21 protein-coding genes and 1 tRNA gene are annotated in these 20,997 nt (G+C 64.1%); 9 read left to right on the forward strand and 13 right to left on the reverse strand.

What is annotated here, in order from left to right; genetic code table 11:
* Positions 1 to 90 precede the first annotated feature (90 nt).
* Genes K323_RS0112805 through K323_RS0112820 form a run of 4 tightly spaced genes read left to right on the forward strand, consistent with a single transcriptional unit; the run spans position 91 to position 3,235 of the window.
* Positions 91 to 1,278: a CE1758 family FMN-dependent luciferase-like monooxygenase gene (locus tag K323_RS0112805; RefSeq protein WP_022885680.1), complete on the forward strand. Its 1,188-nt coding sequence runs from the start codon at positions 91 to 93 to the stop codon at positions 1,276 to 1,278.
* Positions 1,279 to 1,280: 2 nt separating this feature from the next.
* Entirely contained in the window at positions 1,281 to 1,766 is a 486-nt protein-coding gene (locus K323_RS0112810) for a MarR family winged helix-turn-helix transcriptional regulator (RefSeq protein ID WP_022885681.1), read from the forward strand.
* Positions 1,763 to 2,515 (forward strand): CE1759 family FMN reductase, encoded by a 753-nt coding sequence (locus K323_RS0112815; protein WP_022885682.1) that lies wholly within the window; start codon positions 1,763 to 1,765, stop codon positions 2,513 to 2,515. The genes K323_RS0112810 and K323_RS0112815 overlap by 4 nt, the downstream gene beginning before the upstream one ends.
* Positions 2,516 to 2,524: 9 nt before the next feature.
* Positions 2,525 to 3,235 (forward strand): M23 family metallopeptidase, encoded by a 711-nt coding sequence (locus tag K323_RS0112820; protein ID WP_051147339.1) that lies wholly within the window; start codon positions 2,525 to 2,527, stop codon positions 3,233 to 3,235.
* On the opposite strand, the gene K323_RS0112825 is transcribed toward K323_RS0112820, so the two are convergent.
* From K323_RS0112825 to K323_RS0112835, 3 genes are read right to left on the reverse strand one after another with little or no spacing between them, the layout of a single operon-like run.
* A complete protein-coding gene (locus K323_RS0112825; RefSeq protein WP_022885684.1) occupies positions 3,232 to 4,893 on the reverse strand; it encodes an ABC transporter permease in 1,662 nt (553 codons plus the stop codon). The genes K323_RS0112820 and K323_RS0112825 overlap by 4 nt on opposite strands.
* A complete protein-coding gene (locus K323_RS0112830; RefSeq protein ID WP_022885685.1) occupies positions 4,890 to 5,810 on the reverse strand; it encodes an ABC transporter ATP-binding protein in 921 nt (306 codons plus the stop codon). The genes K323_RS0112825 and K323_RS0112830 overlap by 4 nt, the downstream gene beginning before the upstream one ends.
* Positions 5,811 to 5,829: 19 nt before the next feature.
* Positions 5,830 to 6,474, reverse strand: coding sequence for a TetR/AcrR family transcriptional regulator (locus K323_RS0112835; RefSeq protein WP_245570977.1), 645 nt, complete (start codon positions 6,472 to 6,474; stop codon positions 5,830 to 5,832).
* 135 nt (positions 6,475 to 6,609) lie between these two features.
* Here K323_RS0112835 and K323_RS0112840 point away from each other — a divergent pair, with 135 nt between their 5' ends.
* Positions 6,610 to 7,254: a DUF3592 domain-containing protein gene (locus tag K323_RS0112840; protein WP_022885687.1), complete on the forward strand. Its 645-nt coding sequence runs from the start codon at positions 6,610 to 6,612 to the stop codon at positions 7,252 to 7,254.
* Positions 7,251 to 8,216, forward strand: a complete 966-nt coding sequence (locus K323_RS0112845; RefSeq protein ID WP_022885688.1) for an SdiA-regulated/phytase-like domain-containing protein — start codon at positions 7,251 to 7,253, stop codon at positions 8,214 to 8,216. The genes K323_RS0112840 and K323_RS0112845 overlap by 4 nt, the downstream gene beginning before the upstream one ends.
* Before the next feature lie 49 nt (positions 8,217 to 8,265).
* On the opposite strand, the gene K323_RS25910 is transcribed toward K323_RS0112845, so the two are convergent.
* From K323_RS25910 to galU, 6 genes are all read right to left on the reverse strand, one after another.
* Complete coding sequence (locus tag K323_RS25910) at positions 8,266 to 9,675, reverse strand: type II toxin-antitoxin system HipA family toxin (RefSeq protein WP_022885689.1); 1,410 nt, start codon at positions 9,673 to 9,675, stop codon at positions 8,266 to 8,268.
* Positions 9,672 to 10,025, reverse strand: coding sequence for a helix-turn-helix domain-containing protein (locus K323_RS30695; RefSeq protein ID WP_084697268.1), 354 nt, complete (start codon positions 10,023 to 10,025; stop codon positions 9,672 to 9,674). The genes K323_RS25910 and K323_RS30695 overlap by 4 nt, the downstream gene beginning before the upstream one ends.
* 300 nt (positions 10,026 to 10,325) lie before the next feature.
* Positions 10,326 to 10,398, reverse strand: a tRNA-Ala gene (locus K323_RS0112860).
* 343 nt (positions 10,399 to 10,741) lie between these two features.
* Complete coding sequence (locus tag K323_RS0112865; protein ID WP_022885691.1) at positions 10,742 to 11,701, reverse strand: hypothetical protein; 960 nt, start codon at positions 11,699 to 11,701, stop codon at positions 10,742 to 10,744.
* Positions 11,702 to 11,807: 106 nt separating this feature from the next.
* Positions 11,808 to 12,467 (reverse strand): GNAT family N-acetyltransferase, encoded by a 660-nt coding sequence (locus tag K323_RS0112870; RefSeq protein WP_022885692.1) that lies wholly within the window; start codon positions 12,465 to 12,467, stop codon positions 11,808 to 11,810.
* A gap of 14 nt (positions 12,468 to 12,481) precedes the next feature.
* Positions 12,482 to 13,375, reverse strand: coding sequence for a UTP--glucose-1-phosphate uridylyltransferase GalU (gene galU / locus K323_RS0112875; protein ID WP_022885693.1), 894 nt, complete (start codon positions 13,373 to 13,375; stop codon positions 12,482 to 12,484).
* Between the two features lie 34 nt (positions 13,376 to 13,409).
* Here galU and K323_RS0112880 point away from each other — a divergent pair, with 34 nt between their 5' ends.
* The 3 genes from K323_RS0112880 to mscL are packed head-to-tail and all read left to right on the forward strand — an operon-like array spanning position 13,410 to position 14,815.
* Positions 13,410 to 13,988, forward strand: a complete 579-nt coding sequence (locus tag K323_RS0112880) for a 5-formyltetrahydrofolate cyclo-ligase (RefSeq protein WP_022885694.1) — start codon at positions 13,410 to 13,412, stop codon at positions 13,986 to 13,988.
* A 50-nt stretch (positions 13,989 to 14,038) separates the two neighbouring features.
* Complete coding sequence (locus tag K323_RS29455; RefSeq protein ID WP_084697270.1) at positions 14,039 to 14,344, forward strand: FmdB family zinc ribbon protein; 306 nt, start codon at positions 14,039 to 14,041, stop codon at positions 14,342 to 14,344.
* Between the two features lie 51 nt (positions 14,345 to 14,395).
* Positions 14,396 to 14,815: a large conductance mechanosensitive channel protein MscL gene (gene mscL / locus K323_RS0112885; RefSeq protein WP_022885695.1), complete on the forward strand. Its 420-nt coding sequence runs from the start codon at positions 14,396 to 14,398 to the stop codon at positions 14,813 to 14,815.
* Between the two features lie 106 nt (positions 14,816 to 14,921).
* Here mscL and K323_RS0112890 read toward each other — a convergent pair whose 3' ends face one another.
* The 4 genes from K323_RS0112890 to K323_RS0112905 form a co-directional block, all read right to left on the reverse strand.
* The gene (locus tag K323_RS0112890) at positions 14,922 to 15,119 is read right to left on the reverse strand and encodes a hypothetical protein (protein ID WP_026851621.1); all 198 of its coding nucleotides are present in this window, start codon (positions 15,117 to 15,119) and stop codon (positions 14,922 to 14,924) included.
* A 99-nt stretch (positions 15,120 to 15,218) separates the two neighbouring features.
* Positions 15,219 to 18,986, reverse strand: a complete 3,768-nt coding sequence (locus K323_RS0112895; protein ID WP_022885697.1) for an ATP-binding protein — start codon at positions 18,984 to 18,986, stop codon at positions 15,219 to 15,221.
* 80 nt (positions 18,987 to 19,066) lie between these two features.
* Positions 19,067 to 20,083 (reverse strand): magnesium/cobalt transporter CorA, encoded by a 1,017-nt coding sequence (gene corA, locus K323_RS0112900; RefSeq protein ID WP_022885698.1) that lies wholly within the window; start codon positions 20,081 to 20,083, stop codon positions 19,067 to 19,069.
* Positions 20,084 to 20,207: 124 nt separating this feature from the next.
* Positions 20,208 to 20,864 carry a hypothetical protein gene (locus K323_RS0112905; RefSeq protein ID WP_022885699.1) on the reverse strand — a complete coding sequence of 219 codons (657 nt, stop codon included), beginning with the start codon at positions 20,862 to 20,864 and terminating at the stop codon, positions 20,208 to 20,210.
* Positions 20,865 to 20,997: the final 133 nt, after the last annotated feature.

Below are 20,997 nucleotides of genomic sequence, written 5' to 3' on the forward strand. Positions count from 1 at the left end.
CTTCGCGCCGACACCGGCAGGGATGGCCACGGGAATACATGCGCAGTCATGTTGTTGTGCCTTCTGAGACACCGCAGAAAGGCGGACAGCATGCAGTTCGGAATCTTCACCGTCGGCGACATCGCACCAGACCCGACAACCGGTCACACCCAGAGCGAGGCGGAACGCATCAGCAACCTGGTGCGGATCGGACAACGCGCAGACGAGGTGGGCCTCGACGTCTTCGCCCTCGGCGAGCACCACAATCCGCCGTTCATCCCCTCATCACCACCGACGCTTCTGTCCACGGTCGCGGCGCTGACCAAACAAATCATCCTCAGCACATCGATCACCCTGATGACCACCAACGACCCAGTGAAGATCGCCGAAGACTATGCGATGCTGCAGCACATGGCCAAGGGGCGCCTCGACCTCATGGTCGGCCGCGGCAACACCGTGCCCGTGTATCCCTGGTTCGGAAAAGACATCCGCCAGGGCGTCGCCCTCGCACTGGAGAACTACAACCTGCTGCACCGGCTGTGGCGGGAGGATGTCGTGGACTGGGAGGGCAGCTTCCGCACGCCTCTGCAGGGCTTCACCTCGACTCCCCGACCACTGGACGATGTGCCCCCATTCGTCTGGCACGGCTCGATCCGCACCCCGGAGATCGCAGAACAGGCGGCCTTTTACGGCAACGGATATTTTGCCAACCACATCCTGGCGCCGAACTTCCACTTCAAGCCGCTTGTCGACTTCTACCGGGAACGCTTCGAGCACTACGGTCACGGCACCAGTGACCAGGCGATCGTCGGTCTCGGCGGCCAGGCGTTCATCGCGAAGCGTTCACAGGACGCCGTGAAGACCTTCCGGCCATACTTCGAGAACTACCCGGTGTTCCGGGGGAGCTCGCTCGACGACTTCATGAAGAGCACACCACTCAGCGTCGGCAGCCCACAGGAGATCATCGACAAGACGCTCACCTTCCAGGACGGTTTCGGCGACTATCAACGCCAGCTCTTCTCCGTCGACAGCATGGGGCTGCCCGTCGAGATGGCCCTCGAGCAGGTTGAACTCCTCGGCACCGAGGTCGTCCCCGTGCTGCGGAAGGAGATGGCTGCACGACGAGCACCGGGAGTTCCGGATGCCCCGACGCACAGCAGTCTGATCACTAAGAAGTATGGCGATGGGGAACCGCGTCAGCCACGACCGAACCCGAACCGCGGTGACAACCTCTCCGGCACATCCCCCTACCAGGACAGCGACCCGGCCGTCGAAGCCCGTTTCCCAGTGGCGGTCTGATCGTGGCCGGAGACATCCGTCTGGCCAACCAGGCCTGGGAGGCGTATTACCGGGCGCAGGCGACAATCGCGCTCGAACTCACCAACGCCGATATCTGGGACGGTCTGCTCACGCGGGAATACGCCGTGCTGCACGCCTTGTCCAGAGAACCGCATGGCCTGCGCATCACCGAGCTGGGGCAGGACGTGCTCCTGACCCAGCCGGGGATGTCCCGCCTCATCATTCGTCTCGAAACTCGCGGCCTCGTTGAGCGAAGCGACGATGCAGCCGACGCTCGCGCCCGTCGCATCCGTCTCACACCTGAAGGGGTGAGCGCCCAGCGTCGAGTCGGTGCGAACGTCGCCAGGCACGTCGCGGAAGCAATGACTCGCGCACTCGACAGTGAGCAGATGACGACCCTGCGCGACCTGAGTAACACCCTTGCCGCCGGTGCAACCGGGCACGAGCCGAGTGCGCGCAAGCAATCGATCGAAAGGAACGACTCATGAGCATCACCATGCCTGGGCCAGGAATACCCACCGAGATCAGCTCGCCGGTGCGTCTGGTTGTGGTGAGCGCGGGGGTGAGTGAGCCCTCGTCCACCCGGCTCCTGGCGGATCGCACCGCGCAGAAGGTCCTGGACCTGCTGCGCGAGGCCGGAACCCCGGCCACAGTGGGTGTCGTCGAGCTCGGGCCGCTCGCCGTTGACATTGCCCAGGCGATCGTGTCCGGCTTTCCGGGTGAACGACTCCAAGACGCGATCAATCGGCTCGCGGAAGCCGACGCCCTGATTGCGAGCACGCCTGTCTACAAGGCGGGGATCAGTGGACTGTTCAAATCCTTCGCGGATGTCCTGGACAACGATCTGTTGATCGCCAAGCCCGTCATTCTCGCGGCGACGGCCGGCACCGCCAGACACGCAATGGTCGTCGACGAGCAACTGCGGCCGCTCTTCGCCTTCCTCCGCGCGATCCCCGCACCGACGTCGCTCTTCGCCGCCCCTGAGGACTGGGGCGGGTCGGCACTAGGGGAGCGGATCGACCGCGCCGCCACCGAGCTTGTGCTCCTGCTCCAGAGTGGGGTGGGCCGTTCGATCGCCGACAGCGCGTGGACCGGCTACCAGCACCAGTTCAACGGCAACGCGACCCGCGCCGAGAGGGGCGCAGACGACGTCGACTTCAGCACAGATCTCATGCGGATGGCTGCTGGCGGCATCAACGGGCCTGCAGTCTCCGAGCCGCGCGTCGGCACCGCCTAGACTCGATCCGTGAGCGAAAGTCGACCTTCCCCAGGTTCAGGAGATGGAGTGGTCGTTCTTTCGCTGCCGTTCGAGGGGCGGTGGCTGGCGATGAACAGTCCGGCCAGGCGGGTTCCCAGCCACGGAACGGACTTGTTGGGTTCACGGTATGCCATTGACTTCGTCGGGGTTGACGATCGGCGCCGAACGGCGACCCATCGTGACTGGGGCAGCTACTTCGGCACGGAACCGGTCGAACGGTTCTTCGCGTTCGGGCAACCGATCCTGGCGCCAGCTGATGGCAGGGTTGTTCAGGTTCACGACGGCGAAGTCGATCACGTTGCGCGCCGGTCGCAACTGTCGCTCGTGCATTACGCCCTCAGACAAGCAGGGCGGCTCCGCCAAGGCGTGGCGGCGATCGCCGGCAACTATGTGACCATCGCGCTGCCAGGCAACGACACATTCGTCTCACTGGTGCACCTGCGTGCCGGTTCGCCTCAGGTCGCTGTGGGCGACGTTGTCACGACAGGCCAACCGATCGCCGAATGCGGCAACTCCGGCAATTCAACCCAGCCGCACGTGCACCTGCAGGTCATGGACAACCTGGACCTCTCCGTTGCCCGGGGCATCCCGTTGGCGTTCCGGCACTTTCGTGAGTGGACAGGACGGAGCGAGCGGTCCCGGGTGGAGGAGTCGGGTATTCCGGGCGAGAATTCCGTCGTCGAAGCCCTGAAACCCTAAGCCGCGGTCATGTCCCTGGTTCGGAGGCGCTGCAGCCCGAGCACCACCAGCACGACCGCGAGGCCGCCGATCACGATGAGCGGCACGGCGGAGAACTCCTCGCCCAGCCTCGGCACAGCCGTGAACGGGGTGTTGTCGACGACCCAGTCCGGCAGGCCGAACATGTCGCCGAACATCGAGAGTACAACCATGGAACCGAAGATTCCCCACGTGAGCGCGCTCGCAACTCGCGGCAGCCAGGCAGCGCAGAATACGACGAAGGCGATCACGAGCAGCACGGACGGCCAATAAGCGAGGGATGCCGCGGCAAACCGCCCGCCCTGGCCTGGATCGCCGATGGACGCGCCGAAGCTGGCGCCGATCGCGTACCCGCTGAAGGCGAGCAGCACGAACGATATGACAGCAGGCACCGCCATCCGCGACAGCGCCCAACGCACCCGTGAGATAGCTCTTGACCATTGCAATTCAGCTCTACCGCTGGATTCCTCCGCACGGATCGTGTCAGTGCTCTGAAGCGCGAACGCGGAGATCAGCAGTACGTTGGCCATCGCGAAGAAACCCAACAGTCCGTCCAGCACGTCCTTCGACCCACCGATGAATCCCTGGGCGATCGGATTGTCACCGGAGAGGAGGTCAGCCATCGCCGTCGCCACCGTCCCGAAGAACAGAGCGCCGACCAGCACACCGAGGCTCCACCCGATGATCGACCCCCGCTGCAGGCGCAGGGTGAGTCCGACCGGGGTTCTGGTCAACGCGCTCGCGTGCCGCGGTCCGCGTCGATCAGGCAGGATGCCTTCGCCGACATCCCGCCGCCGTTCGAGCAGCAGGGCGAGTGCGCACAGCAGTACGGCAGCAGCCACAGACACCCCGAACGGCCACCAGAGGCTCTCCCCGTACGAGCGCATCTGCTGGCCCCAGCCGATCGGCGAAGCCCAACTGAGGATGCTCGGATTGTCCTCGTCGGCCTGCAGGTCGGCGGCGGCGCGGGTGAGGTACGCGGCTGCGAGTATGACCGAGGCGAGGGCGTTGGCGCCACGGCTGGTCTGCGCGAGTTGACCGGTGACCGCTGCGACGCCGATGAAGACCAGGCCAACACCGGTGAATGACGCACCCATCACGAGAGTTCCGAGCGCCGGCAGACCTTGTCCGATCGCGACGAGGGCGCTGCTGAGTCCGATGAGCACCGAGAATCCGGCGGCGACGACCCAGTTCGCGAGGGAATAGGCGTGCTGCCCGAGCACCCCGCCACGAAGCAACTCCGTCCGCCCGGCTTCCTCCTCTGCGCGGCCGTTGCGGGTGACGAGGAAGATCACCGCAAAAGCGAGCGCGACGGCTTCTGTCATCCACAACTTGATGTTGAGGATGCCGCCCAGTGTGCTCGCAGCGTATGGCAGTCCAGTCAGGGCCGCGACCGAGGGTGTGTTCGCGATCGCTGCATAGGCATCGCGGTCCGCCTGGGTCGGAAACGCAATCCGCTGGGATTCGACGACAATCGCGATCATCCCGGCGAGCGCGATCGTCCAGATGAGCATCCTCAGCCAATTGCGGCGCACAATGAACTGCACCATGAGCCCGAACCCCGCGTAAGCGTCGATCACCCGGCCGCGGCCCGGAGTGCGCGAGAGAGTGCGTGCGCCCTGTTCCTGGATGGTGGTCATGGCCGTGTTGCCGCTTCCGCAGCCTCGGCGTGCAGCCCATAGTGACGAAGGAACAGCTCTTCGAGCGATGGCGGGGTCGAGATCAACCCTCGCGGCCCCAGGGGAGCGAGGGCTCGCATGACGTCCGGGAGCGCGCCCTCGTCGACAGAGAAGGAGACCCGTTGGCCGTCGGCGGTGAGCTCCTGTACTCCGGGCACCGCGGAAAGCACGGCGCTGTCTCCGTCGATGGTGACAGTCATTGTCGACCGCTGCAGGTGGCGCAGCTCCGTCAGCGTTCCCGATTCGACAGTTCGACCGTCGCGGATGATGGTCACCGTGTCGCACAACTTCTCGACCTCGGCGAAGATGTGGCTCGACAGCAGAACAGATCGTCCCTCTGCCTTGGCTTCGGAGACACAATCGGTGAAGACGCCCTCCATGAGTGGATCGAGGCCATTGGTCGGCTCATCGAGGATCAGCAGCTCGGCGCGGCTCGCAAACGCTGCGACGAGGCCGACCTTCTGACGGTTCCCTTTCGAGTAGCTACGGGCCTTCTTCGTCGGGTCCAGGTCGAACAGTTGCAGGAACCGATCGATGCGGCCACGGTCGACGTCACCCCGCAACGCGCCGAGGATGTCAATGGCCTGTCCACCGGTGAGATTGGGCCACAGGGTCACATCGCCCGCGACGTAGGCCACGCGCCGATGCAGGTCGACCGCGTCACGCCAGGGGTCGCCTCCGAGCATCGTTGCGGTGCCACCGTCGGCTCGCAGTAGACCGAGCAGGATGCGGATCGTCGTCGACTTTCCCGATCCGTTCGGGCCGAGGAAGCCTGCCACGCTGCCGGTGGCCACGCGCAGGTCGAGGCCGTCCAGGGCGCGCGTGCTTGCGAAGTTTTTGGTCAGACCGTGCACATCGACGGCCAGCGATTGGGTCATGTCTGCCTCCAACAGGAATTCACGGATGGGGTGGGGTGGCGTCCGTGGTGCCTGGTGGATCGGGAACGTACATCAGGTATTCGTCGAGCATGGAACGGTCAACGAGGATTCCCTCTGTAAAGAGTTCGAGGCTCGGTAGGGCGATGGATTCGGTGAGGCGATGGATGGCGGTGCCGATGTCGGCGAGATCGATGTCTGGCATGAGCGTGAGCTGCACGAGCAGGCCTCCGAGAGAGCTTGTCACGAGGTACCTGGCTCGGGCGGCGGGGTCGCGGCTGGGCTTGAGGGTTCCGGCTTTGACCGCTTCCTCGGTGAAGACCTCGGCATCGGCGATCATGTGTTCGACGAAAGCGCGCCCGACTTCTCCGCCGTCGCGAACGCTCCGCAGGATGTATACGAAGGTCGGCGCGAATTCGTCGAGCTGCGAGAACATTCTGATCGCCTCGCCCGGCGGCATTCTTATTCCACCGCCCTTGATCTCTCGAAACCGGCGCAGTACTTCGTCATCGCACTCCGCTCTGAGGAGCTCTTTGGTGCCGAAATGATGCCGCACGAGCCCAGGGCTCACGCCTGCCCGTGCGGAGATCTGCCGCACTGAGGCTTCGAATCCACCCAGGGCGAAACACTCGATCGCGGCGTCGCGGAGACGCGTCCTTGTCGTCAAATCTCCGACTGGTCGAGTCCACTGCACACGAGACACTGTCTGCATGTGCAGAATGCTATACGCACGTATCATCCACGTCAATGGCGATATTCTGGTTCACCACCCGTTCACCAGCGACGGCCATCGTGAGACGCGATGATAGCCCGACAACGCGTCCTGCTCCTCGCACTCATGCTGGCGATCGGAAGCATCACCGCCTCGACCATCGCGGTCATCCAGAGCGGCCACGTCGCTGCGTGGACGGTCTTCTGGGTTTCGATCATGGTCGCGATCTTCTCCCTCGTGATTTCGTCCGCCGACACCGACGAGCGATTCTTCGGCATCAATCAGCGAGGGCTCCGCCTGCTGAGCATGACAGGGGTGGTGGTGCCCGCCCGTGTACTCGACGTGACGACCCAATCGCAAGACGAGAACGGCAACGTCTTCATTCGGCTGCGACTCGAGGTCGCTCCCCCGACCTCGAGCCGATTCATCACCTCGACCGCGGCCAAGATCACGGTCACCGACGTACCGCGGTTCCAACCCGGTGAGACGCTTGCGGTGCGCTACCTGCCGCAGTACTCGGGTGCCGTCGCGATCGAGCGTGTCCCCACCGCTGCCCAGTTGGTGGCGGTCGAGCGGCAGACGTGGGGCGACAGCGCCGACCTGACGGAGTACTCGGGGCAGATGCCCCTCCTGCGCCCGAGCACACCCCGCGCCGTGGCATCCGTTCTCACCGTTCTTGTGACGATCGCGCTCGGCGCAGGAATCGCCACGCTGATCGTCCAGGCGGGCTCATGAGTATCGTCTCGGACGATGCCCTCAGAAGACTGCGAGCTGGCCTGATTCTGACGGCACCGGATGCCGCGAAGGGTGAGCCCATGCTGCACCGCAGTGTTGGCAGGAGGTACACCGGTGCGCTTCCGCTGGTAAGCGACGGGCAGTCTCTCTATACAACAGACGGCGATGGGGTGCTCGTCGTCATCGATCCTGCCACCGGCCACTGCGACAAGTTGTGGACGCCAGAGGAGAACGCGATCATCTGGCAGATCATGTGCCATAACGGCCGGAACGGGTTGATCGCGCGCACAGACGGCGCCATCCACCTTCTCGGCGCGAATGTTCGGCAAAGGCACGAGGGGTCCTGGCTGAATGACGCCGCCGCCGAACAGGGCCTGCTGATGGTCGCCTCGCTCAGCGACCAGACGGTGACCCTCGAACGGATCGAAGACGGAGACATGATCGTGCGCGCCCCTGTGTCGCCTGAGCTGTATAGAGGGCACACTCCGCTGCTGCGTGCCGCGCTGGCCGCTGATGCCTCGACGCTCGCGTGGTCCGACGCGCAGTCGAAGGTGCAGGTGCAGCTGGTTGGCGAAACTGGCATCCGAGCGGTTCCTATTCCGAGCGGCCTGGTCGAAAGCATTGCGCTGAGCAGCGATGGCTCGACTGTGTTCGTCGTCATCAACTCCAACGCCGCGATGCGGATCGTCGCCCGAGACACCCGTACCGGCGAACCCCTCCCGGGCTGGACCGATATCGAAGGCACCCGTCTCGACCTCGCGCTGAGTGACGAAGCACTCGGCGACGGTCGCGTCGCTGTGCTCAGCGATTCCGTCGTCACGATCCGCGCGGAGTCCGGAGGAGAGCCGACGGCCACCTTCCCGCTCGACCACGTCGTCCACCGTGCGGGGATCGCATGGCACGGCAGCGACCTGGCCGTGCGTACCGACAGCGGATGCCTCAGCCTCTACCGCGTCGGGTAGAGCCCGCAGCCGCAAAGCACGAATGTGCTGTGCGAAATACCCATAGAGGTCAGCTCGAGCGCCTCGCCGCCCGCCAATGACCGGCCACCTGGGCACCGCCCCGCACATGCTGGGCGACCCAGACGGCTCCTGCCTGGCCCGGTTGCGCCGGCGGAGCTAGGTCTACGATCCTCGGTGGGGCCAGCGGCGAGTACTCCCGCGCAACGGACAGCTGGTTGGTGTCGAAGGCACGGGACATAGCCTTCTGCTGCTCAACAGGAATCCCAAACGAGTTCGCGATTGCCGGCCACCGCTCGACGTGATCCGCGACACTGTGGACTATTGCCGCGGCCTGTTCACCGGTCAGGCTGAAACTCTCGGCCACGGAAGCGAGATTCCGGATGTCACGGTTCCTCGGGTCGTCTTGCTCGCTTATCGCTCTCGAGTTCACGGAATGTGAGGTGCTCGGGTTCACGTCGAAGACCGGCGAAAGTCGCCATCCGGACCCGTCGTGCAAGAACCCGTGGTTTCGCCAATGGTCGTCTACGTTGTTGATGAGGACCGTCAATGCGATCCGCGTGAACATCTCATGCAGATCGGCCGCGGGTTGTGAGCTGAGTTCACTGATTGTGTCCGCGAACTCTTGATAGGTGACACCAGAGTCGCTCAAAGTGCCGAGCTCCATCGCCGTTGACGCTGACATGTAGCCCAAGCGAACATCCTCGCCGACACGGTCGAACCTGTGTGCAACGAGTACCGACTTGTCGGCGCCAGCCCGCCTGTGCTCGAACGTCGGTGTGCGGATGCCGATGTTCTCGGCCAATGTCAGGGCGAGCGCTTCCCAGCTTTCAACGTCGATATTGCCGTCTTTCGAGTGTGGCAGTTTGGCAATCGCCAAGTTTCCAAACTCCGTGATTACGTTCGCTTTCGGGCGCGCTCCACCAGGGCTAGTGGCAATGTCCGAGAGATATTCCAGGTCTTCGTCACTGGCAACTTGATCCTCGTAGCGACGAGCGACCGCGATGACTCTCTCAAGATCGTGGATGTTCGCTGCCTCGGAGTCACTGGCTAGCCAGCTGCCGCCTGTCGGCGCTTTGAGCCGTAGCGCTCCCATGCGTGTGAAGTCCGAGACGTTCAAGAGGAAGTCGAAGTCCCCGAGCTTGCGGTAGACGCCAGGTTGCTTTTCCAGCCTCAGCGCATGGTTTGCCTGGATGAGCTTCTTGCCCCACATGTCCGGTGACGCGTCGGCGAACGAACCGAAGATTGTCATGTTCTCCGGCGTAAAAGTGCGGGTGGGAACGAGAGGGAGCTCTGGCGAGATCGGGTAGGCACGGGGGTGGGCGAGGTAGCCGGAGTCGTATTGAAAGGACGCGGACGCGAGGTTTCGCCCTCCGCTGAACGAGGGCTTGAGAACGCCAACGAAGGTCGGGGTGCCACCCCCCAAGTCGGTGTAGACGTGCGCCTCGAGGACGACGTTCACGGTGCTTCTCCGGTGCCGAGGATGTCGTCAATTCTGGCGCGGGCGGCTTGGTTGTTGTAGGGGTCAACCGCGGTGATGACCGTATCCGCGATACCGAGCGCAGTCAGAACAGCGAAAAGGGAGTCGATTCGAGGTGTCCCGGTTCCGGTTTCGATGTTTCGGAGCGTCTCGCGGGTGATGAAAGCTCTCTCGGCGAGGGTGGTCGCGGACATCCCGTTGACTCTTCGCCAGCGGCGGATGTTCGAACCGAAGATCCGCAAGAGCCTTTCTTGCCGAACGGAACTGCGTTTGACCACTTTGCTCACCTCATATTGATAGCTATAGCTTCCACTATATCGAGAAATGGCCATTGTTAGCTATCACGGCTGCACAACTGGCGGGCTCCATTCAAGACCTGGGCTGTAGCCGCCAGTGTCGTGGCTCGGGTGAACGTGCCTCGCCGCGCTACGCCGGGCACATCGCGAACGCCGCACCTGATGTTCGCGACGTCATGAAATCGGGGCGCCGAAATCCGAATAGTTCCGGAAAGCGCGGGCTATTTCGATGGCCGCGAACGAGATTAACTATTTAGCCTGAGCATTCAGAGAAAACAAAAAGGCCGCTCTCTCCGGGGGAATCCCTGGTCAAGCGGCCTTTCTAAACGCAATACGTGGAGCTAAGGAGATTCGAACTCCTGACCTTCTCATTGCGAACGAGACGCGCTACCAACTGCGCCATAGCCCCAAACTGCTTATGCAGAATATCACGCGCGGGGCGGGAAAAGTTGCACGAGAGTTGGCGGGCATCCTTGGGATGCTCAGCTGAAGCGGTGCGGAATGACGAGTTGCACGTGGGGGTCTCGAGACGCGCCCTCTTTCCTCGGACGCTCCTCAACCAGGAGAATTTGGGACGTCTCAGGACAAATTGGGGCTAGTCGGGTGGCGGCAGGGCATTTCCGCAACGAGGGCAGACACCGAGCGAGGGATCATCGACGTAGGCACCACAGTCTGGGCACACGTTCGCCAACCAGCATGCCGGGTCACCGCGTCGCTCCGAAGGATCGACCGGAGGAACCTCAGGTTCGTCGTCAGCCTGCACGGCGACGCCGCAACACAGCATCGAGATCCGACATGCCTGGCTTCGTCTCGCCCACAATCCCCATCGTAGCGAACCGACTCGGCGCTTCGGAAGGCACAGCAGTGGGCACATCAGCAAGCGCAGCTGCAGCACGCGCAGCGGCCGGCCGGGAAATCGGCGTCGCGTCTGGTGCGATCTGCGCGGCGCGTGCGGCGATCTCTGCCTGCGCGGTCGCCTTACGCAACTCCTCCGCGGCATCCACCGACGCCATCGCGGCCTGCGCGATCGACCCCCGCGACAGATGCAGCGGTTTCGGCAGGGGCTGTGGAGTCCACGTCGGCGGCTCCATCGGCGACTCTTCCAACTGCACCGGCTCGAACCGCGGCGCCGCGGGCGCGACCTGCACCGGAGGTGCAATCACAACCCGAGCCGAACGCGCAGACCTCGCCAGCCGTGACAACGAGCCGAGAGCGACGACGGATGCGACGGCCCCGATCCCGAAAAGCAGCCACGACCCGCTCACGAGCGCTGCCACCGCGCCAGCCACAACCGTCACCAGACCGGCGAGCAAGACCAGCGACGACAACGCCCTCAACTTCCGCAGCCGACGAAGCAGCTGGGCGGGAGAATCGACGACGGGCGGCCTGGATGCCCTGGCCAGCGCCGCAGCCGCGCGCCGGGCGGCGAGCGCAGCCGCTTCGGCGGCCTCCGCCTCAACCCGTGCTTCGTCTTCAGCCTGTGCAAGGAGTCTCTGTTGCGCATTGACCGTGCGCGCGTTGGCCTCGAGCCGCACCTGCTGGGGCACCTCGGCCGTCTCCGCGAGAATGCGCATGGTCTGCTGCAACCGAACGGCGTTCCGCTCAGTGGCGAGATACTGCCGCCGCCTGGACCAGGTGGGAATCAGGTAGACAACCCAGAGGGCAGCGGCAACCGCCACCATCACTCCCCCGCCAAGGGCCTCACCGCTCATGTTCACTACGGTACGAGCGGCATCGCCTTTCGCCCTTGATTACCGGGGGTGTGTCATCGATCGCGGCCACCGATCGCTTCCAATACGAGCACGATCGTCTGAGCCACTATCGCTTCGCAGTCGGCAACGGATGCGCAGCCGCTTCCAGATCTGCCGCCAGCACACGCGCGGCATCCGTCGGCACGCCGCCCTTCTGCCAGCGGCGCAGCACTCCCTGCGGAACCTCTTCCGACACCAGCCCGAAACAGAAATGATCGCGCCAGTCGCCATTGATGTGGATATAGCGGCGCCGCAACCCCTCATAACGAAAACCGAGCTTCTCCACCACCCGCAACGACGCCGCGTTTTCCGGCCGAATGCAAATCTCCATCCGGTGCAGTCCGAGTTGGAAGAAGCAGTAATCCGTCGCGAGCGCAACGGCCGTCGGCGTGATCGAATGTCCGGCGAACCGCTCCCCCACCCAATACCCGATCGTCGCGCTCGAGAGCGATCCCCAGGTGATCGACGACACATTCAACTGGCCGGCCAGTTTACCGTTGTACTCGACGATGAACGGCAGGCCATGCCCGGAACGCGAGTGAGTCAACAGATTCCGGATGCTGGCGCGCGTGTCGAACGACATCGGCGCGTACGGGCTCGTTGCCTCCCATTTGCGCAGCCACCCGCGGTTCTCCATCAAGTCGCGCTCGAGGGCGCGGGAATCCCGGAGGCGCACCGGCCGGAGCACGACCGGCCCCTCGCGGAGGGTGGGGATGACGATGGACACGATCTGGGAGTCGTCTAGTCGAGGGTGTGAATGAAGTCACGAAGCCAGGGGCGCAGGTCAGGCCCCAGGTCTTCGCGATCGACGGCGAGCTGAATGATGGCCTTGATGTAGTCCAGCCGGTCGCCCGTGTCGTAGCGTCGGCCCCGGAAGATCACGCCGTAGACACCGCCGGTCTCCTCAGGCGTCACCGCCATCTCCTGCAGGGCATCGGTGAGCTGAATCTCGTCGCCCTTGCCCGGCTCGGTGTGCTCGAGCACGTCGAACACCTCGGGGCGCAGCACATACCTGCCGATGATGGCGAGATTCGAGGGCGCGTCAGCCTCGTCAGGCTTCTCGACCAGGCCCGTGATGCGCACGACATCCGGATCATCGGTCTTTTCAACGGCCGCCGCGCCGTAGAGGTGAATCTGCGACGGCTCGACTTCGAGAAGCGCGACAACACTGGTATTGCGCTTCTCCTGCTCATCAATCATCTTGTCGAGCAGTGGATCGCGTTCGTCGATGATGTCATCGCCGAGGAGAACGGCGAACGGTTCACGACCGACGTGCATCTTGGCCCGCAGGATGGCGTGGCCGAGACCACGCGGGTCGCCCTGCCGCACGTAATGCATGTCGGCCAGGTCGGTCGACTCGTTCACCTTGGCCAGCTTGGTGCGGTCCCCCTTCTCCTTGAGCAGGACTTCGAGTTCGAACATCCGGTCGAAGTGGTTCTCCAGTGCGTTCTTATTTCGCCCAGTGATCATGAGCACGTCGTGCAGCCCTGCGGCCACCGCTTCTTCAACGACGTACTGAATCGCCGGCCGATCGACGACGGGGAGCATCTCCTTCGGCATTGCCTTGGTCGCGGGCAAGAACCTGGTTCCGAGCCCTGCAGCGGGAATGACAGCCTTCGTGATCCGTTTACTCATACCCCTTAGATTATCCGCATCTAGAATTGGTCACATGGACTCTGAAATCGGTCACCGAAAGCGGGCGCTCCGCGCCGAGTTGCGTGAGCGCCGCCAGAATCTGACCTCCATTGAGAAGGAGTCGGCCGCCGCCGGGTTCACCGATAACCTGCAGAGCCTCGTCACCGACCTTTCTGCCCGGTCGATCTCCTGTTATCTTTCTGCGCAAAACGAGCCAGGCACCCGCCCGTTCCTGAACTGGGCCGAGACAGAAGGCATCCGCATTCTCTTCCCGGTATCCAGGGAAGATGGCCTGCTGGACTGGACTGTCGGTGAAGAACACGAGGAGTACGAAGGCATCGCCGGAACACCGGAGCCGGTGGGTGAACTGCTTGGCCCGATCGCGATCAACGATGTCGACCTGATCATCGTCCCCGCTGCTGCGATCGATTCCACGGGCATGCGCATTGGCTGGGGGCGCGGCTATTACGACAAGACCCTCGGTTCGATGGAAAAATGTCCTCCGGTGTATGCCGTTGTCTACGACAACGAATTTATCGAAGAAGTTCCCAAAGAGTTGCACGATCAGCCGGTGAACGGCGTCGTCACCCCCACGAGAATCATCTCGTTCTAAGTTGTCTCAGCGAGCATCCGTTCGCCGATTTCCCAAAAAAAAGAGAACCAGTGCCCACCTATTCCTACCGTTGCACCGAGTGCAACACGGCCTTCGACATCCAGCAGGCCTTCACCGATGACACTCTCACCGAGTGTCCCTCGTGCGGGGGGAAGCTCCGAAAAGTGTTCTCGGCCGTTGGCGTCAGTTTCACCGGTTCCGGCTTCTATCGCAACGACTCGCGCCCCGCCCCCCAGTCGAGTGAAAAGTCGAGTGAAAAATCAAGTGGTGCGCCTGCTGTGAAAGAGGCCGCATCCTCCGCTAGTGTCAAAAAAACAGGCACTGAGAAGAGCGCGGCCACCCCGGCGGCGCCGTGAGTCACTCAGACGCATAGTTCTCATTGCCGCAGGTTGCAAGGAGGAACGGCCATGATTCAGGGATTCAAAGAATTCATCATGCGCGGCAATGTGATCGACCTGGCGGTCGCGGTTATCATCGGCGCTGCGTTCACGGCAGTCGTGACCGCAATCGTCGAGGGGATCTTCAACCCGCTGATAGCAGCCATCTTCAACGCGAAAGACCTGGCTGGTGCCATGGTCGTTCAGATCGGCAACGCGACGATGTCCTTCGGTCTCGTGCTTGCAGCAATCATCAACTTCCTGTTGATCGCGGCCGTCGTGTACTTCGTCTTCGTGCTTCCGATCAACAAGATGAAGGAAGCGCAGGAGCGTCGCCGCAAGGCCGGTGTCGTCGAAGAAGACGCAGAGGCGAGCGAACTCGTGCTGCTCTCCGAGATCCGCGACCTGCTCGCAGCCGGGCGGGGCGACACGCCAAAGCACACGCTCTAGGCTCGTTGGTCGAGCTTGCCGAGACCACGACAGGATCTCGACAAGCTCGATTAACGACAAGCAACAGGCTCGATCAACGACGATAGAACGGGCTCAGCCAGCGCAACTACCAGTGCGGCGGGCGGTCCTGCTTCAGGCGGTCGTCGTTCTCACCGGAGGAGCCTCCAGACGCCACTCCACCCTCTTCGCGGGCGACCGGCGACTCCGGGCTGGGATCGGTGTTCGGCGCCGGTGTCAGCTTGGATCGACGAGCGCGCCCGGGAGCCTTCACCACGTGTTGGCGTTGTTCGTCGTTCTGGCCCATGTCTCCAGCGTAAACCGTCGGTTCCAACTCACGCGTGCGCTCCATGTGCCGCCTCATCTGCTTGGGAGGCGGCACAACGGGCGCACAACCGCCGCTTCTTCAGGAACGCGGGAGCGCGATCGGCGCCGTCTCGGTGCCCACGGCGGCCGGTGCAGCCGGCTTCACCCCGGCGAGTGCGGCAATACGACGCGCGACGGCATCGGGGTTGCTGAAGAGATCGAAACTGTGCACGCGCACGTAGTGCCAGCCGAGTCGCCGAAGCACCTCGGGGCGGAGCCTCAAGGACTCGCGGAGGCTCGTGCGGCCGACCACAACATCCGTCTCGACAACAACGGCACGACCGACGTGGGATGCCGCTAGCGCGAGTTTGCCGCGGTGACCGAGCGACACCGTCAGGCCGAGTCGCTCCAGCCGTCCGGCGAGGTCGACGAGCATCGGCTCGCTGGCGTCTGGCACGCGCGCTTCGGTGCCGCGCGCTTCCGTCTCGCTGAGCACCTGTGACAGCGCCAGAATGCCGTGACGCTGACGGTCCTCGTCGATGTCAGCCGGCCGGAAGCAGGAGACGATGTCCATCGACCGACGCGCCCTGGTCATGCCGATGGCGAGCAGCCGGTCTCCGCCCGGCTCACCGAGCGAACCGAAGTTCGACAGCAGGCGCCCGTGCGGGGTGCGACCATAGCCGATGGAGAAAATGACCCGGTCACGGCTCTGCGCGACTGCCTGCTCGAGGGTGAGCACCGTGAAGGGTTCGGCGCGGTCCCCCAGGATGAAGTCGGAGAGGTCGGTGCGCTTGGCGAACGCGGCCAAAACGGCTTGGTTCACCCGCACCGCGTGCCGGGTACTGGCGGTGATGACCATGAGCGATTCGCGGGGACGCTTGACGGCGTGGTCCATGACCAGCTCGACCGCCTTGGCGACCTCGGCATCGACACTTTCAACGGCGCCGCTGTCGGCGTCTGGCATGCCGTGGCCGCCCTTGACGTAGTTGAGCGTGAGGCTGCCGTGCCCGAGGTAGCTGCCTGCCCAGGGCAGCGAGTCGATGCGGCCTGCGTAGAACCGGTGGTTGACCAGCTCTGCGAGGTCTTCGCCGCCGGCGCGGTAGCTGCGGGTGAGCGTCAAGGTCGGCAGCAGTTCGCCCAGGCGCGCCAGCGCGGAGTCGGCGTGCAGTCCGTCGACGCTCTCGGCCGGCTCTGCGTCTTCTGCCTTCTCGACAATGCCGGTGTCGAACACTGACGGGGTCTGCGTGACCGGGTCTCCGAATGCCACAACCTGCTTTGCGCGGCGAATCGCGCCGACGTTCTCCGCGAAGGTCGTCGCTCCGGCGTCGACCAGCAGCACGGTGTCGAACGTCATCCGATCGGTCAGACCGGCAATCTCGTATGGCGAGGCAAGCCAGACCGGTGCGAGCACCCGGCCAAGGTGCGGCGCCGCTTCATGAACGGATGCCGGTGTGGCCCGATCGGCGCGGAGCAGGCGACGCAACTCGTCGGCCTCCTCCGGGTAGTCGACGATTCCGATCTTCCAGGTTTCGGCGAGCAGCCAGGCCAGCAGTTGGCCAGCGGCAGAAGCATGCGCCTCGTCGACCAGCTTGAAGTCGGCCTCGAGTCGTTCGAGCACCTGGGTGTTGGCGTTCAGGAGTGCCTTGTCGTTGCCGAGCAGCAGCTCGAGCACCGACTGCCACCAGGCCAGCTCGAGTTCAGCTGCGACATGCTTCTCCGAGATGTGACGCTGCGAAAGGTCGGTCATCAGGGGGTCGAGGTTGTGCTCGCGAAGTGTGGAGAGCAGCGCGGTGCGTTCGTGCAGGTTGGCCAATACCTCGCTCTCGGCGGCCAGGCCGGAGACGGTATAGACAAGTTCTTTGATCGGCCGGTTGGCAAGCTGCCGCGTCGTGCCGGCATTCCCCAGCGGCACGTCGAGGGCGGCGAGGTCTTCGTTCGCACGCTGGAAGGCAACGTGAACGTCGTTGATGCCAACAGGCACCTCGGGCGTCGCACCGGCAACCACGTATCGCTGCCACAGGGTGCGCTGCTGCTGGATGCGTCGCAGGCTCTCGTTCATGTCGCTCACGTGCACACCGGGGCGCAGGTACTCGTCGGCCAGGCGACGCAGGCGACGACGGCTCGCGCCAGACATGTCTGGTGAGTCGCGCCTGGCGGAGGTCGCAGAGATCAGTTCGGTCAGCGAGCGGTCGTAAACGGCGGGCTGGAACTTGTCGAGCGTCTCACGAATATCGAGCAGCAACCGCAAGTAGATGCCGAGTTCGGTGATGGTCTCGAACGGCCGCAGCCTGGTCTGGCTGATCAGCCCTGACGCACGTTCGAGCAGGCGGGGCAATTCCACCTGGTTGACGCGCTTGGCAAGCTGGTGGGCAGCGGATGCCTCGTCTGTCGACGTGAACGACGCCCCGTACCAGGGTGAATCACCTGGGCCGTAGCGGAACTCGCCGAGCGCGGCAGCCTTGATCAACGTCGCCGCCGCCCGCGAACGATCGTTGGCGAGGAGCTCGAGCGACTGGCGGTCGAGGCGGGCCGTGGTAGACGGCGGCTTCGGCAGCTGGGCGAGGCGGGCAAGCTCACCGAGAGCGTCGAGCACCGAGACGCCCAGGGCCGGGTCGCGGCGAGTCAGTGCGGCGCGGTAGTCGAGCAGCACTTTGCGCAGGCGCACGAGCGCGTCGTCGACGTCGCCGACCTTCGGCTGGGTGGCCTTCTCGTTGCGCGTGATCGACTGGATGAGGTCGCGGCGCAGTGAACGCGGTGTGACGGCCACACCCGGCAGGCCGACCTGCACCAGGCGGTGGGCGATACCGTCGAGGCTCGAGCGACGGGCGCTTACCACCAGTACACGCTTGTGCTGGGCGACGAGAGAACCGATCGCGTTCACGATGGTCTGGGTTCCGCCGGTGCCTGGCAGGGTCTTCACAACCAGAGAGTTGCCTGCGGCGATCTGGGCGACGACGTTCTCCTGCTCAGGATCGGCATCCAGCAGGAGGGTGTCAGTCGCCGGAGGCCTGGCGTCCTGACCGATCGGAACGACGGGGTTGTATGCGGTCTCGATGCTGCGGCGGGCAGTGGTGTTGCCCGCGACCGCATCCAGGAGCTGGTGGTCGAGCTTGACGGCGTCGGCGGCGAGCGCCCTCCCCACGTCGGCGAACGACGACGCGACCAGGCGAGGAACGACGTTGAACCACGCCAGGTGCGAGGTGAGCCCACGAAGTCGGTCGATGACCGGTTGCGGCTTGAACGCACCGTTGGTGATCGCCAACGCCACGAAGGCGTCGGCGTCGAGCGTGATCTGGAACTGGTCGTGCAGGGCACGAGCCAGCTCAGGGTTCAGGAATGGCGCGCCCTTGAGCTTCAGTTCGAAATCACGGCCGTACCGGCGGATGGCGAGCGGCCGGAGCAACACGGGCGCTGTGAATTCCACATCACTGTGGCGCCATTCGGCCAGGCCGATGGCCAGGTGAACGGATTCGATGCCGCGCATGGAGCGCAGTTCGATGCCCTTCTGGGTGATCTCGCTCGCGGCGAGTCTGGCGTTCCTGAGGGCCAGCTCGTCGCGGATCAGGTTCGACAGAAGGGTGGTCTTGCCGGTGATGAACTGCGGCAGGCCGCCGGGATGCGTCGCGCTCAGCTCGATGCGCGACCGGGGGTTGTCTGAGAAGTGCAACAGCGGCGAATGACCGCCGACACCGGCGAGTTCGTCGCGCCAGCGCTTCCAGGCGGGTTCGGCGATATTGCCCGCTACGAGAGCCGCGTCACCGAGGCTGACCGAATGCGGAGCCGTGAGGTTTTTCGGGTCGGGGGCAGGCGCATCCGGGTACTGCGACAGCAGATTGTCGTCATCTGGTTTTCGATCGAGGCGCCACACACCGTCACCCTAATTCGCACGGGACGTATTTTCCGTTAGGCGGCCCGGGTTTCGCGCGTTTTGACACTGATTCGGCGGGTTCAGAGCCAGTTGCGCTTCTTGAATACCGCATAGAGCGCAAATCCGAGGATAAACATCAGGCCGATCGCGTACGGGTAGCCGTATTCCCAGTGGAGCTCCGGCATGTTCGTGAAGTTCATGCCGTAGATCGTGCCGACCAGCGTCGGCGCGAACAGGATGGCGGCCCAGCTGGAGATCTTCTTCACCTGCTCGCTCTGGGCGAGGCTCGTTTCGGTGAGATGGCGCATCTCTTCGTTCTGGCGCTGGCCGACGAGGGATGCGTGCACCGTGAGCGCGTTCTGGAGCAGCTGCCGGAAGGAGTCGCCGCGTTCGACCACCCGCAGGGTGTGGTCGAGAACGTCTCGTAGGTGCCGGTGCAGTTCGACGTCGACGTTGTACTTCTCGAAACCCTTCTGCAGGGACTCGATCATGCCGGTGAGTGGTCCCGTCGCACGCTGAAAGGCGATTACCTCGCGGGAGAGATCGTAGATTCGGCGGGTCACGTCCTGGTCGCCACCGAAGAGCTGGTCTTCGATCTCGTCGATGTCGTTCTCCAGTCCGGCGACGACCGGGCCATACTCGTCGACGACCTCGTCGAGGATGGCGTACAGGACGGTCTCTGGCCCGAGGGCCAGCAGATGGGGTTCCTGTTCGGCGCGATGACGCACCTTGGCCAGGTCTGGAGACTCGGCGTGACGGATGGTGACCACGAAGTCCGGGCCGACGAAGAGGTGCAATTCGCCGAATTCCACGCGTTCGTCCGCATCGATGTACCTGGCAGGACGAAGCACCAGGAAGAGCACGTCGTCATAGCGCTCGAGCTTTGCCCGCTGGTGGCCCTGGAGTGCGTCTTCGACGGAGAGGTGGTGCAGGCTGAACTCGGCAGCGACGGAGTGCACTTCCTCGTCGGTTGGACGGTAGAGGCCGATCCAGGCGAACCCGTTCCTGGCCTTCATCAGCTCGTAGGTCTCGTCCAGGGTCGCGGGGCTTTCCACCCGCTTGCCGTCCACGTAGATCGCGTTGTCGATCAGGGGCATGTGACCTCCTTTGTGCCACCGTCCAGTGTGACATCGGTCGGCACCGCGACCGGGAGGCGCTCCAACACGAAGGCCAGCCATGTTGTCAGCCGTGTTGCCAGCCGTGGAGTGCGGGTGCGGATGGTCAGGCTTTGGCCGTGGTGGCCGGTGACGCCTGATCGGCCGCCTGGGTTCCTCCCTCGCGCTCGGCCCGACGATAGCGGGTGAGGCGTGCATACGCGGGGCTGAACGCCAGCCAGATGACGCCGACCCCCAGTACCAGCGGCCCGACTCCGATGAGCGGAGCAGCGTTGAGCGCACCACCGAGCATGATGAGGAGGGCCGGTGCCAGCCCGTAGACCCGCGCTCGTACCATCGCGACGCCCACCATGATCCAGCCGATGCCGAAGATTGCTTTCGCAACGATGGTGCCGAACAGGAGGGATCCTGGCACCGTTCGACCGTCAAGAAGCGCCGGCGCGACGAGAGCGGCGGCCGGTTCCATGAAAGCCCTGTTCCAGTACACGGCGCACATCAGCACGGTACCCGCCCCTGCGACGAGTGCGGCGGCGAAGCCGAAGCCCTTGATCTGCGACGCACGACGCACGTAAAGCGCCACCAGCGCAAGCAGGAGCAGCATGCCGCCCGCGAGCAGGGCGACAGCGCTGATCTGGGAGAGCGGGCTTCGTACCGCATCACTCGGCCGATCAGCCAGCCGGACAAGCTGGGCGATGCTGCCGAGTACCAGCAAGACGCCGGATGCCAGGAGGGAAGGCTTCGACAACCCCTCAAACCGATTCATAACAACCCCACTCAATGAAGGCGTCAGACGCGGCGGTGTGCCGCAGGTCGGCGTACCAGTCCAGTTCTGGATGGTTCCGATTCTGGCACCGCCGCCGGGTCAGGACAAGGGGGGCTCGAGACTTCCGTTCAGC

Origin of the sequence: Glaciibacter superstes DSM 21135, from assembly GCF_000421145.1 — a bacterium.
In the GTDB taxonomy this organism is placed as follows: Bacteria; Actinomycetota; Actinomycetes; order Actinomycetales; family Microbacteriaceae; genus Cryobacterium; species Cryobacterium superstes.

What these genes read in the sequence shown, in the direction of transcription:
- corA (WP_022885698.1), bottom strand. Translation starts at nt 20,083, where the DNA reads ATGCCCCTGATCGACAACGCGATCTACGTGGACGGCAAGCGGGTGGAA.
- K323_RS0112825 (WP_022885684.1), bottom strand. Translation starts at nt 4,893, where the DNA reads ATGACCACCATCCAGGAACAGGGCGCACGCACTCTCTCGCGCACTCCG.
- K323_RS0112840 (WP_022885687.1), top strand. Translation starts at nt 6,610, where the DNA reads ATGATAGCCCGACAACGCGTCCTGCTCCTCGCACTCATGCTGGCGATC.
- K323_RS0112865 (WP_022885691.1), bottom strand. Translation starts at nt 11,701, where the DNA reads ATGAGCGGTGAGGCCCTTGGCGGGGGAGTGATGGTGGCGGTTGCCGCT.
- galU (WP_022885693.1), bottom strand. Translation starts at nt 13,375, where the DNA reads ATGAGTAAACGGATCACGAAGGCTGTCATTCCCGCTGCAGGGCTCGGA.
- K323_RS0112890 (WP_026851621.1), bottom strand. Translation starts at nt 15,119, where the DNA reads ATGGGCCAGAACGACGAACAACGCCAACACGTGGTGAAGGCTCCCGGG.
- K323_RS0112805 (WP_022885680.1), top strand. Translation starts at nt 91, where the DNA reads ATGCAGTTCGGAATCTTCACCGTCGGCGACATCGCACCAGACCCGACA.
- K323_RS0112830 (WP_022885685.1), bottom strand. Translation starts at nt 5,810, where the DNA reads ATGACCCAATCGCTGGCCGTCGATGTGCACGGTCTGACCAAAAACTTC.
- K323_RS30695 (WP_084697268.1), bottom strand. Translation starts at nt 10,025, where the DNA reads ATGGCCATTTCTCGATATAGTGGAAGCTATAGCTATCAATATGAGGTG.
- K323_RS0112905 (WP_022885699.1), bottom strand. Translation starts at nt 20,864, where the DNA reads ATGAATCGGTTTGAGGGGTTGTCGAAGCCTTCCCTCCTGGCATCCGGC.
- K323_RS0112880 (WP_022885694.1), top strand. Translation starts at nt 13,410, where the DNA reads ATGGACTCTGAAATCGGTCACCGAAAGCGGGCGCTCCGCGCCGAGTTG.
- mscL (WP_022885695.1), top strand. Translation starts at nt 14,396, where the DNA reads ATGATTCAGGGATTCAAAGAATTCATCATGCGCGGCAATGTGATCGAC.
- K323_RS0112845 (WP_022885688.1), top strand. Translation starts at nt 7,251, where the DNA reads ATGAGTATCGTCTCGGACGATGCCCTCAGAAGACTGCGAGCTGGCCTG.
- K323_RS0112815 (WP_022885682.1), top strand. Translation starts at nt 1,763, where the DNA reads ATGAGCATCACCATGCCTGGGCCAGGAATACCCACCGAGATCAGCTCG.